The 11,199-nt window shown below is 69.1% G+C and carries 10 protein-coding genes and 4 pseudogenes; 9 read left to right on the top strand and 5 right to left on the bottom strand.

Annotation, left to right across the window (positions count from 1 at the left end; genetic code table 11):
• Positions 1-609 precede the first annotated feature (609 nt).
• Positions 610-774: pseudogene (locus tag ACFP2V_RS38690) on the top strand (IS6 family transposase); the annotation flags it as partial.
• A gap of 324 nt (positions 775-1,098) precedes the next feature.
• A complete protein-coding gene (locus tag ACFP2V_RS19455; RefSeq protein ID WP_109382240.1) occupies positions 1,099-1,332 on the top strand; it encodes a hypothetical protein in 234 nt (77 codons plus the stop codon).
• Positions 1,333-1,380: 48 nt separating this feature from the next.
• Here ACFP2V_RS19455 and ACFP2V_RS19450 read toward each other — a convergent pair whose 3' ends face one another.
• Positions 1,381-1,794, bottom strand: coding sequence for a hypothetical protein (locus ACFP2V_RS19450; protein ID WP_381213686.1), 414 nt, complete (start codon positions 1,792-1,794; stop codon positions 1,381-1,383).
• A 162-nt stretch (positions 1,795-1,956) separates the two neighbouring features.
• On the opposite strand from ACFP2V_RS19450, the gene ACFP2V_RS19445 reads away from it, so the two are divergent.
• The 3 genes and pseudogenes from ACFP2V_RS19445 (at position 1,957) to ACFP2V_RS19435 (ending at position 4,957) form a co-directional block, all read left to right on the top strand.
• On the top strand, positions 1,957-2,178 hold the full coding sequence (locus ACFP2V_RS19445) for a helicase associated domain-containing protein (protein ID WP_381213683.1): 222 nt from the start codon (positions 1,957-1,959) through the stop codon (positions 2,176-2,178).
• Between the two features lie 777 nt (positions 2,179-2,955).
• Positions 2,956-3,303, top strand: a complete 348-nt coding sequence (locus ACFP2V_RS19440) for a hypothetical protein (RefSeq protein ID WP_381213680.1) — start codon at positions 2,956-2,958, stop codon at positions 3,301-3,303.
• A 934-nt stretch (positions 3,304-4,237) separates the two neighbouring features.
• A pseudogene (locus tag ACFP2V_RS19435) lies at positions 4,238-4,957 on the top strand (IS6 family transposase).
• A gap of 42 nt (positions 4,958-4,999) precedes the next feature.
• Here ACFP2V_RS19435 and ACFP2V_RS19430 read toward each other — a convergent pair.
• The gene (locus ACFP2V_RS19430; protein ID WP_381213677.1) at positions 5,000-6,346 is read right to left on the bottom strand and encodes a heavy metal translocating P-type ATPase; all 1,347 of its coding nucleotides are present in this window, start codon (positions 6,344-6,346) and stop codon (positions 5,000-5,002) included.
• A 69-nt stretch (positions 6,347-6,415) separates the two neighbouring features.
• Positions 6,416-6,598 (bottom strand): hypothetical protein, encoded by a 183-nt coding sequence (locus tag ACFP2V_RS19425; RefSeq protein ID WP_381213674.1) that lies wholly within the window; start codon positions 6,596-6,598, stop codon positions 6,416-6,418.
• 79 nt (positions 6,599-6,677) lie between these two features.
• Between ACFP2V_RS19425 and ACFP2V_RS19420 the strand changes: the two are divergent.
• Positions 6,678-7,681 (top strand): annotated as a pseudogene (locus ACFP2V_RS19420) (IS5 family transposase).
• Between the two features lie 81 nt (positions 7,682-7,762).
• Here ACFP2V_RS19420 and ACFP2V_RS19415 read toward each other — a convergent pair.
• On the bottom strand, positions 7,763-8,515 hold the full coding sequence (locus tag ACFP2V_RS19415; protein ID WP_381213671.1) for an SDR family NAD(P)-dependent oxidoreductase: 753 nt from the start codon (positions 8,513-8,515) through the stop codon (positions 7,763-7,765).
• A 113-nt stretch (positions 8,516-8,628) separates the two neighbouring features.
• Here ACFP2V_RS19415 and ACFP2V_RS19410 point away from each other — a divergent pair, with 113 nt between their 5' ends.
• Both ACFP2V_RS19410 and ACFP2V_RS19405 read left to right on the top strand, forming a co-directional pair.
• The gene (locus tag ACFP2V_RS19410) at positions 8,629-9,588 is read left to right on the top strand and encodes an AraC family transcriptional regulator (protein ID WP_381213668.1); all 960 of its coding nucleotides are present in this window, start codon (positions 8,629-8,631) and stop codon (positions 9,586-9,588) included.
• Positions 9,589-9,770: 182 nt separating this feature from the next.
• Positions 9,771-10,610 (top strand): transposase family protein, encoded by an 840-nt coding sequence (locus ACFP2V_RS19405; protein WP_381213665.1) that lies wholly within the window; start codon positions 9,771-9,773, stop codon positions 10,608-10,610.
• 129 nt (positions 10,611-10,739) lie between these two features.
• Here the strand turns inward: ACFP2V_RS19405 and ACFP2V_RS38685 are convergent.
• Positions 10,740-10,814, bottom strand: a pseudogene (locus ACFP2V_RS38685) (DUF5655 domain-containing protein); the annotation flags it as partial.
• Positions 10,815-11,007: 193 nt separating this feature from the next.
• Here ACFP2V_RS38685 and ACFP2V_RS19400 point away from each other — a divergent pair.
• Positions 11,008-11,199: hypothetical protein (locus ACFP2V_RS19400; protein WP_381213662.1), on the top strand; the 192-nt coding region annotated here is incomplete at its 3' end.

Raw genomic sequence — 11,199 nt, 5'->3', positions numbered from 1 at the left:
GAAAGCCGCAGGCGGGGACCGTCTACGCCTCTTGACAGGCCCGGCCCTCATGGGTGCGGAAACGGATGATTGGTTGGTGACGGGTGGGCGACTCACCGTTGGGCGTTGTCTCCCGTCCTTCCAACGCGTGCGGGAGGGCGGCTGGACGTGCTGCAGGCCCCCTGCGCGGGGCCAGGCAATTCCACGGTGTGTCCGTCTGTGGGTAGCTGTGGCAGGACACTTGCTAACCCTTTGCTAACTATACTGATGAGTCATCAGATGTCGGCGGAGGTTCGTGTCGTACCTTCGCGGCGGTGTAGTGGGCATCGCAGCTTGGGTGACCACCGCACGGATGCTGACCTGGCGGGTGGCTGAGTCACACTCCGGTGCGGGAACTCAGTACTCGGCCTGTCAGCTTGTGGGAATTCGACAAGGTGTGAGCGGCCGTAGGGGTGAGCGCTCTTGGCGCTGCCCCTTGGGGGGGCGCCGTGGCGGAGTGCTCCCAGCAGGTTCTTCGTCTGCTGGTGGTAAGGGCTTACAGGGCAAGTTAGTCGCGGACCTCGCTCGGCATGCTCATAGCACGTCAACGAAGCAGAAACTGCAAAGCAACGTGTCTTTTCTTTACAAGCCCTCGGCGGAACCCAAAGGTTCCTGTCCACGTTCAGTCAGATCTCGCCCCACTTCCGGCCCCGCCGCCACCGGATGACCGCCACCGAGTACCGCACGGAAATGCACCACCGCTTCGCTACCTGGAACGAGATCACCGGCACCACCGCCATGCCCACCACGGCCTGACCCGGGGCCGGCAACCGCCCCCACCAGACCCCGCCACCCGCTCAGCCAGCCATCCTCCAGACAACTTGACAACGCCCGCCGGCCGGCGCACTGCTGTGGTCAGCAGATACGCCGCGTCATGGATGGACGACGGGCTGCCAGGCCGAGGCGGAGCGGCCGCCACACCCATAGCGTCTTCCCGCGCCCAGCAGAGTGATTTCGGGTATGCCGGTCGGGCGCGGGCCGACGTGCCGCCCGAAGCGCTGTGCGCCTTGTCGCTACCTTCCAGTGACGCCGAGGCAGGCACTCCGGCTTGTCCATGCAACAACGAGGAGTTGACCATTCATGGCTGTGTGCGAGGTTTGTCAAAACGACTACGAGAGCTCGTTCGAAGTGCACGCCGCAGGAGCAGTCCACACCTTCGACAGCATCGAGTGCGCCGCCCAGAAGATGGCACCGGTCTGCGACAACTGCCAGTGCCGCATCCTCGGCCACGGCCTGCAAGCGGACGGGCAGTACTTCTGCTGTGCGCACTGCGCCCGCCAGAAGGGCTTCGCGCAACTCGTGGATCACGCCTGACGGACGACGGATCCCGCGGTGGCCGTCGACAGGGAGGCGTTGGTGACCTCACTCGTCACCCGTAGGGTCAGCCCGCCGTCCGCCGTCCGCCGTCCGGCGCACCCGCAACCGGTAAGGGCGACGCCACGAACACTTGCTGGTGCGCGAGCAGTCGGGTGAGATGCCGTGCGCTGTGTCCGGCTCGCCGAGGCACTGCGGCAGGCACACCGCGACCTGGACGACTGCCGGCGGCTGCTGGGCCATGCCCTTCAGCTTGCCGCCAGGGTGCAGCACGCGCACCCTGGCCTTGTGACGCGGTCTCACGGCACGCTGGCGCACCGGCTCATCGTCGATCATCTCGTCGACGGGCGGATGGAACCAGGACACGAGATCGGGCTGCGGATCGACCAGACCCTCACTCAGGACGCCACCGACACCCTGGTAATGCAGGAACTGGAGTGCGAATCTGCACCAGAAGGACACGCCGCGACCTGCAGCAACCTCACGAGCCGTCACCGCAAAAACCGCACCCCGATGTCACCACCACCCCACGGCGAACCCCCAACTCACCGCCCTGACACCAGCGCTGGAGGGCACCGGTGTCAGCACTACAGAAACCGGTGACATGGAGATGCAGATTCGCACGTGGCCTTCCAGCGCGGTGTGGAGGCCCTCGCCCAGTACATCGCTCGGGAGGGCAAGATCGTCGTGGGTAGGGCGCATGTTGAAGAGCTGCCGGATGGCACGATGATCAAGCTGGGTGTGTTTCTCAGCAATCAGAAGGCCAGGCGTGACCGGCTGGATGCGCAGCAACGGGCGGCCCTCGCCGAGCTGGGCTACGCCTGGGCTGCAGAGGCGAAGGCATAGATGTCGGCTCGTCGGCAGGCGGAGGGGCCCCATACCGACGGCACCGGGGGCGGGCCGGCAGAACTACGAGGCCGCGCGGCAGCTCTACGAGCGCGAGGGGCGCCTCGGATACTGAGGAAGCGCGTCGAGCGGATCGTCGGCGGCGGCAACGGGGGCGGCGGGAACGGTCAAGACCAGGAGGTCCGAGAGCTGAAGCCGGGGGCATGGATCGGTAACCAGCGCTCGCGGGCCGCCACGCGGACACCGGAGCGGATGGAGCAGCTCTTCGCCATCGGCAGGCGATGGCGGAGAGCCGGGGCATGTCAGCGACGCCGATGCACCCACAACCACACACCAGCCACTACCGCCAGACCCACAAGGAAGCTCCAGAGCGTCACCGCCCGGTGGGGACCAGCCGTCAAAGCCAATGAGGTCGTGAACACCCTCTGCCCCGACGAACCCTTGCCATTCGACGATGGCCAGGGCACCGGCGCACCCCGCCCCGGACCGGCCACGGAGACCGTCGTCCCTGGGCGTCCGTCACCACGGGGAGGGCCGGGTCGTGCCGTCGGGATTCCGTCCGTCTCCCGGATGGGTGGCCGTTCCGCAAGTCGCCAGTTCCAGAGGTTCGTTGACAGGGTGCGTCGCCGGGCGTTGACTGGCGGGACGGTGCAGGCCGACCAGGCGGGCCATGAGCGTCAAGGGCTTTCGTCCGGCTCAGGCCCCGCGAGCCCGGCTTGATCCAGACGAGGTTCGGGTGGCACTCGGCCGGCGCGACGCACAGGGAAGTGGCACACGATGATGTACGACCAGGCACGCGCCCAGCAGCCTCCGGACAAGGATGTCGGAGCCGCCGCACGCCGGGCCCCGGGGCCTGAGCCGCTGCTGCCCGCCGAGGAGCGGGACCGGGTCTCCCAGTGCCTGCGGCAGGCCCTCCTCGACTTCGCCGACACCCCACGTGAGGCGCTGGAAGCGGCCGAGAGCGCCTTCGACGCGGTCACCGCAGAGCTCGCGAGCGCCCTCGCGGAACGGCGACGCGTCCTCCGTGCGGGCTGGCAGGACCAGGACGCCCAGGCGCAGGCGGAGGAGTTCCGGCACGCGCTGCGGCAGTACCGGGAGATCACGGAGCGGCTCCTGCGCCTGTAGACGGGCCCGGCCCAGCGGCAGGTCACCGCCGCACAGGTCGCCGCCGCCCCGGCCGGGTGGCGCCGGTCGCAGTACGGCTGATGCGGGTGGGTGCACGCTCACGTGCCACCTCCCGGAAGGGCGACTCCGGCGTGTTCCGCCGAAGTAGTGGTCTCCGCCGTTGGCGCGACGGCTCGGGTGACGCCACCGCCGGCACTCGCTCGCGGACCGGGCCGGTGCCCCGCTCAGGAAAGGGCATGACCCAAGCAGCCGACATCCGCGAGTGGCACGATTACGTCGTCGTCATGCGCCCCCACTGGCGGTACGGCAGCATCGATGTCCGACTGGATCGACACCGACGCCCAGCTCTACACCCACACCCATACGTACCGTCGCCTCCTCGGTGGGGATGCCCCCGAGGGCGAGCAGATCGTGCGCGGCCGCCGTCTTCTGATCTTGATGCTGCACCACGTCCTCCGCGGCCGACGGGGCAAAAGCCGGCCCGCCTCGCTTCCCCCACGACCAGGGGCGGTCCCCTCAGGAGACCGTGTGGGGTTCGAATCATCATCGCCGCTGGTCAAAAGGCGTATCGGTACTCGCTGATCACACCGCTGAGGACGCGGGTGCGGAGGACTCTGCGGGCGGCCGACGCTGGGACCGGGGGCGGTTGTTCCTGGGCTTCGGGCGGTAGTTGGTTTCGGCTGCGGTGGGGGGCGGTGCGCGTTGTAGTGCTTCTGGCATTCGGCCGGGACCGGTCGGCAACGCATCGCCTTCCACGAGCAGTGCGCTCCGGCAAAGCCAGTCCGGTCAGAACGGGGTCCTCGTAGGCCTGCCTGGTTGAGGAGGGCGTCAGTCGGCTACGGCTCGACGACGACGTTCTCTGCCTGAGGCACTGTCACGTTGACCAACCGGGTGGAATGATCTTCTGGTTGGTCATGCCGGGGAGGGATCGTCCGTGGACAGCGCGCCACCGTCGTACCAGGGGCACCGGTACCCGGTCGAGGTGATCTCCCACTGCGTGTGGCGGTACTTCCGCTTCCCGCTGTCGTTCCGCGAGGCCGGGGAGCTGATGCCCGGGCGCGGCGTGGTCGTCTCGTACGAGACGGTCCGCCGCTGATACGCCAAGTTCGGGCAGGCCTACGCCAACGCGCTGCACTGTCGGCGGCCCCGGTCTGGGGACACATGGCACCTGGACGAGGTCTTCCTCACGGTCCACGGAGAGCGGAAGTACCTGTGGCGGGCCGTGGACCAGCACGGCACCGGGCTGGACATCCTCGTGCAGAACCGCCGGGACACCGTTGCGGCCCGGCGCTTCTTCCGCAGGCTGCTGAAGAGGACCGGTGCGGTGCCGCGGGTGGTCGTCACCGACAAACTGCGCTCCTGCGGGGCGGCCCACCGCGAGGTCCTGCCCTCCGTCGAGCACCGCTCCCACCAGGGCCTGAACAACCGGGCCGAGAACTCCCGCCGGCCCACCCGGCAGCGTGAACGCGCGATGAAGGGTTTCCGCTCCACCGGCGGAGCCCAGCGGTTCCTGTCCGCGTTCAGCGGCATCCCACCCCACTTCCGGCCCCGCCGCCACCTGATGGCCGCCCCCGACCACCGAGCCGAGATGACCCTCCGCTTCGCCGTCTGGGAGCAAGTCACCGGCGCCGCCGGCCGGCCCACCACGGCCTGAGCACAGGCCCCGAACCGGGCCCCACCACGCTCCGACGCACCATCAGGCAGTCACGCACCCAACAACGTGACAACGCCGGAGCTTGGCCTCGGGCAGGGCGTGGGCGTGGACCTCGGCGATGTCGAGGGCGTCGGCGACGGCTTGCGCGGTTTCGGGGGCGTCACCGGTCAGCAGGATGATCCGCTGCACGCCGAGGTCGCGCAGTTGCCGGATGACCGGTCCGGCGGCGGTGCGTACGGCGTCGGAGACACCGAGCATGCCGATGAGAGTGTCGTCGTGCGCGAGACAGATGACGGTTTCGCCCTGGCGGCGCAGTTGCTCGGTCCCCTCCCCGGCCACGTCCGAGAGCGTCACGCCGTGCCGGCGCAGCAGGGCGGGGCTGCCGATGAGGAGGCGGCTGCCGTCGAGTTCGGCGCGCATGCCCATACCGAGGATGACTTCGCAGGCTTGGTGGATGGGGATGTTCAGGTGCTGTTCCTCGGTGCGGGTGACGATGGCCTGGGCGAGCGGGTGGCGGGCGTGCAGTTCGCCGGAGGCCGCGAGGCTCAGTACGTCGTCTGCGGTGTAGCGCTCGTGCAGTGCCACGACGCTGGTGACGAGCGGGCGGCCGAGCGTGAGGGTGCCGGTCTTGTCGAAGGCGACGGCGGTGACCTGGCCGACGCCCTCCAGGTGGGTGCCGCCCTTGATGAGGGTGCCGTGGCGGGCGCCGTTGCCGATGGCGGTGCTGATCGCGGTGGGCGTGGCGAGTCCGGCCGCGCAGGGGCAGGCGACGAGCAGCATGGTCATCGCCCGCCGGGCGTCCCGGGTGAGTACGTACGTGCCTGCTGCCAGGGCGAGGGAGACGGGGACGAAGCGGCGGGTGAACCGGGTGGCCACCGTCTGGATGGGGGCGCGGTCGGCCTGGGCCTTCTCGACGCGGCTGATGATCCGTCCGACGGTGGTGTCCTCGCCCACGGAGACCGCCCGCACGGTCAGCGAACCGGAGGTGACGACGGTACCGGCGTAGACCTCGGAGTCCTCGCGCATGTAGCCGGGGAGCGCCTCGCCGGTGATGGCCGCCTGGTCGACGAGCGCTTCGCCGCCGACCACTACGCCGTCCACCGGGATCTTGTGGTGCTCGTAGACCGCGACCACGTCACCGATCGCCACGTCCTCCAGCGCCACCTCCACCTCGGTGCCTTCGCGCATGAGCCAGACCCGTTCCTTGCCGATCCGTAGCAGTTCCTCGATGGCCCGGCGGGGGCGGCGCAGCGTGACGGTCTGGAGGAACTCGCCGACGTTGAGCAGCCACAGCACGGTCAGGGCGACCACGTTCTCCCGCAGCAGCAGGGAGATGACCGTCGCGGCGGTGACGAGCGTGTCGGTGCCCGGATCCTGACGGCCCGTCATGGTGCGCAGGGCGCCCCGGAAGAAGGGCAGGCCGCTGAAGACCGTGACGGCGCCGAGGAGGCCGAGGCGTCACCCGCCGGCCCACGGCGGCCGTCGCAGCACCAGGAGGTGCACGGCCACCACCGCGAGCACCGCACCGCCTACGACCAGCCGGGCGAGTTCACCGGTGGAGGAGTCGGGAGCCGACCGGCTCCGCCTGACCGCCGCAGCGGTGGGCGGTGCCTCCTCCAGCGCGTCGACCAGCCGATCCACGTCTAGGGTCTGTGTGGTGTTGTGATCAGTCTCGCCGATCCGGGTCCGCCTGGAGGGCGGATCCGGCAGGAAGACGGTCGTGACGCGCAGGCAGCTTACCGACGAGCAATGGAAGTTGATCGAGCCGTACCTGCCGATAGGCGAGTACGGCCCGTACCCCGAGCGGCTGCGGGAGCAGTTCGAGGGGGTGATCTGGCGGTTCGGGACCGGCGCGCAGTGGCGTGAGATGCCGGCCGGGTTCGGGCCCTGGCCGACCGTCTACGGACGCTTTAGGGTCTGGCGGAACGCCGGTGTCTTCACCGCCCTGCCGGAGGGCCTGATCGCCGGGGCCGCCCGCCGGGGCAGGACGGACCTGTCCCGGCTCGGCGTGGACTCCACGACCGTCCGCGCGCACCACGAGGCCGCCGGGATGCTCGTCGGCGAGGACGTCATGGAGGCTCTGGAAGAAGCCGCCGCCGCGCGGGAACGGGCCCGGCAAAAGGGGGCGGCGAGGCGGAACACCACGGGCAGCGCGGCGGAGACGAGCCGGAGCGGGAAGAACGCCGGCGCGTCCGCCGGCGACACCGGCTCCGCCTGAAGGAAGCCCTGCTCGGCCGCTCCCGCGGCGGGCTGACCAGCAAGATTCACCTCGCCGCCGGCCCAAAGCGCCGGCCGCCGGCGTTCGTCCTGACCGCCGGGCAGGCCGCGGACAGCCCGCAGTTCATCCCCGTGCTGAACAAGATGCGCGTCCGCCTGCCGGTCGGCCGGCCCCGCACCCGGCCCGGCGCGGTCGCCGCGGACAAGGCCTACTCGTCCCGCGCCAACCGCGCCCACCTGCGCAGACGCCACATCAAGGCGGTCATCTTGGAGAAGAAGGACCAGGCCGCCCACCGCAAGAAGAGAGGCAGCCGGGGCGGGCGGCCCGTCGGCCACGACACCGGCCTCTACAAAAAACGCAACACCGTCGAGCGCCTGATCAACCGGCCGAAGGACTGGCGCGGCATCGCCACCCGCTTCGACAAGACACCCGAGAGCTACCTCGCCGGCCTCGAACTCCGCGCCTCGATGATCTGGCTCGAGGACCTCCTGCGAGCAGCCGATTGATCACGACATCACACAGGGCCTAGAGGAGTAGCGGCATGGAACCTGGAACGCTTCAGATGCCACCCACCGTGTGGTGCCTGCTCAGATCTGGTTCGTGCCACCATCGACGTAGAGGTTCGCGCCGACGACGTAGCTGCTCTGTTCCGAGGCCAGGAAGGCCACGACTGCGGCGGCCTCCTCAGGCTGACCCATGCGGCCCTTGGCCACGGTCGCGGCGACATTCTCCTTGACGGCCCGGGCGGTCTCCTCGTCGCCGAAAGCGGCGGTGCCCCCGGGAGTCTCGATCCATGCCGGCGAGACCACGTTGACCCGGATGCCACGGTCCTTGAGCTCGTTGGACCACGTCCGCGCGAAGGACCGGACGGCCGCCTTCGACGCCGCGTACGCGCCGAACGCCTCTACTCCACGGTCGCCGGCCGTCGAACCGACCAGGACGATCGAGGCTCCGTCGTTGAGCAGCGGCAACGCCTTCTGCGCGGTGAACAGCGTGCCTCGGACGTTGACGGCGAAGGTCTGGTCGAAGTGCTCCTCGGTGGTCTGTTCCAGCGTCATGAACACACCGACCGCCGCGTTCGCCACGAGCACGTCCAAACCCTTGCCTCGCGCCCGGACCGCCTCGTAGAGCCGGTCCAGGTCCTCCGGCTTCGAGATGTCGCCGACGACCGCGGTGGCCCGGTCTGCTCCGATGGTCTTGACGGCGGCCTCCAGTTCGGACTCGCGTCGGCCGGTGACGAACACGTACGCGCCCTCGTCCGCCAGCCGTACTGCGGTGGCCAGACCGATACCGGTGCTGCCCCCGGTGACCACCGACGTCTTGCCTTCCAGCTGTCTCATGTGGGTGTCTCCATCACTCTCTCGATGCCGATCCGTTCGACATCGATACTGCGGGAGATCGAGGACACTATCTATGATGCAGAGTCCGGAATTCTTTACGTATCGTCCAGGAGGTGTCGTCGGTGCTCGGATTTCGGGATCCGGTGGCTGACGCGATCGGCCTGCTCCGGCCCCGCACGGTGGTCGGGCCCAATCTCCGGGCCGCGGGAGAGTGGGCTTTGCGCTTCGACACGTTCTTGCACGTGCGGGTCGGGGGCCTCGTGCGCGGCACGTGCTGGTTGATCCTCGAAGGGCACGAGCCGGTGCTCCTGCAGGAGGGTGACACCTTCATGTTGGGTAATCCGCCGCCTTACGTGCTGGCCAGCACGCTCGACGCAAGCCCGCGCCCTGCGGAGCCGGTGTGGGCGGGTGCCGAAGACGGGTTCGTGCGGATCGGCCCGGAGTCCGAGGAGAACCTCTACCTCTGCGTCGGGCACATCGCGTTCGACGACAGGAACGCGGCCCTCCTGACCGATCTTCTGCCGCCGCTCGTGATCGTCCGCGTGGCCAATCCTCATGGCAGGCGGCTCGCGCAGCTGATCGATCTCCTGGCCACCGAGGTCGGGGTCGCCGCCGCAGGCGGCCCGCTGGTGCAGAACCACCTCGCACAGATCCTGCTCGTGCACATGCTGCGTGCTCACGCCGATCAGACAGACCGGCCCACCGGCTGGCTGGGCGCCCTGAACGAGGACGGCATCGGTGCCGCCCTGCGTGCCGTGCACGCGGACGTGGCCCACTCCTGGAGCCTCAAGGAGCTCGCCGAGATCAGCCACATGTCGCGTTCCGCGTTCGCCCAGGCATTCAAGAGCCACGTCGGGGTTCCGCCGTCGGAGTACCTGATCCAATGGCGCATGAGCCTCGCGCGCGACGCCCTCGCCCGCGATATTCTGTCGATCTCCGAGCTCGCACGGGCCACGGGCTACCTGTCCGAGAGCGCGTTCAGCACCGCGTTCCGCCGCGTGGTCGGCTCATCGCCCGCACAGTTCCGGAACCGGGCACGGCAGCCACCGCGCTCGGCCGTGAACGGAAGCTGAAGGAGGCGTCCTGTGCTCAGCTGCGCCGCTCACGCTGGCAACGAAGACACCAGCACACCGCCCGCCGACACCACTGCCATCGACGCAGACACGCGTCATAAACGCGACTGTAGTACTAGCGGTGCCGAGGTGGGCGTCGACGGGGAGTAACCGGCGGGCCCCCGACGGCAGTTGAGTTTGGTGTGAAGAAAAACAACCACGCCGTCGAGGGCCCTGACGGCCTTGTCTGCACCGCCCGCCTGCCGCTGTCGAGCGCCACCCTGAACTATCTCGCCGGCCTGATGCGCGGCCACCTGAAGAAGATCGGCTCGCGGTGGCGGGCGCTGCCCGCGGGGAAGATCGCCGGCATCGTGCCGGCGGTGCTGCGCTGCGACCAGCGGCCCGGCGACCTGGCCGGCGGCAACCGGGTGCACCGCACCACCGTGACCCGGTGGGTGCGGGAGGTCGTCGGCCTGCCGGCCGCCCGCGCCCCGCGCCTGGACCGCGCCCTGAAGAAGATCGCCCGAAAGGGCGGCGGGGTGGTCCTGCTGGACGGCTCCTTGATCCGCACCCGGCGCAGGACCGGGAAGGAGAACCGCAAGACCTACTCGGGCAAGACCACATGCCATGGCCTGCTCGTGATCGCGCTCACCGACGACCAGGGTCGACTGCTGTGGGGCTCGGCGGTCCGGCCCGGACGCACCTCGGAGATCACCGCCTGCCGGCACGACCAGCTCACGCAGAAGTTGCGGGCGGCCGGCCTCGGAGCCATCGCCGACCCGGGCTTCGTCGGCCTCGACGCCAGCGATCCCGACGCCGATCCGGCGGTGAGCACCGGCTACAAGGCCGCCCGGAACCGGCCGCTCACGCGAGGGCAGAAGCTGTCCAACAAGGCACTGGCAGCCGTCCGGGCCACGGTCGAGCACGGCTTCGCCCACCCGAAGAACTGGCGCGTGCTCGGCAAGGTCCGCACCGACCCGACATGGGCGACCGCCCTGGTCCGGGCTCTGCTGGTCCTCACGAACCGCGAAGCCTCCCGCTGACCGACGATCTTCGCCGAAGTCATCCGCCCACGACCAGCCCGAGCACCCCGAACCCCACACACATCAGACCCGTGACCAGCAACTTCACGATGCACACCGCTCATTGGTAGTCCGCCGCCACGCCCTGCCCCACAGCACCTGGGACGCGGCTGATACCCCGAGCCGGTTGCGGACCAGACGCTTGAACTCGGCGCGATGACCCATCAACCACACCAGGTAGAACAGGCCCTGGCTGATGACGGCTTCTCTGAACTAAGCTTGTCATTTAACCTCTGGCCTCGAACGTCGCCTCGTACGTGCTCACTCGTTGGGGAGTTCGCCGGGCGCACTGACGGCCCTCGTATGAACATGCGTTCCGCCACGGAATCACGTTCATACGAAGGCCGCAGAGGTGAGTGTGCTGCACGACGATGCCCGGCGCGACGCGTTCGACTTCACATCACACTTCCGGGAAGACCTCTACATGTGCCTCACTCGGCGCGGGGACACTCTGTTCGAGCTCGTCGACGCGATGCTTTGCGAGAACGGGCGACTCTGCTGCTCAATTGCTTCAGGCGGAGAGTCGGTAGCTGAGTCGTTCGAGCCTGCT

Source organism: Streptomyces incanus (genome assembly GCF_042656345.1).
GTDB classification, from domain to species: domain Bacteria; phylum Actinomycetota; class Actinomycetes; order Streptomycetales; family Streptomycetaceae; genus Streptomyces; species Streptomyces incanus.
Note: the sequence above shows the minus strand (reverse complement) of the source record. Positions and strands in the feature narration are given on the sequence as shown.

What these genes read in the sequence shown, in the direction of transcription:
- ACFP2V_RS19455 (WP_109382240.1), top strand. Translation starts at nt 1,099, where the DNA reads ATGGCTGTGTGCGAGGTTTGTCAAAACGACTACGAGAGCTCGTTCGAA.
- ACFP2V_RS19440 (WP_381213680.1), top strand. Translation starts at nt 2,956, where the DNA reads ATGATGTACGACCAGGCACGCGCCCAGCAGCCTCCGGACAAGGATGTC.
- ACFP2V_RS19430 (WP_381213677.1), bottom strand. Translation starts at nt 6,346, where the DNA reads ATGACGGGCCGTCAGGATCCGGGCACCGACACGCTCGTCACCGCCGCG.
- ACFP2V_RS19415 (WP_381213671.1), bottom strand. Translation starts at nt 8,515, where the DNA reads ATGAGACAGCTGGAAGGCAAGACGTCGGTGGTCACCGGGGGCAGCACC.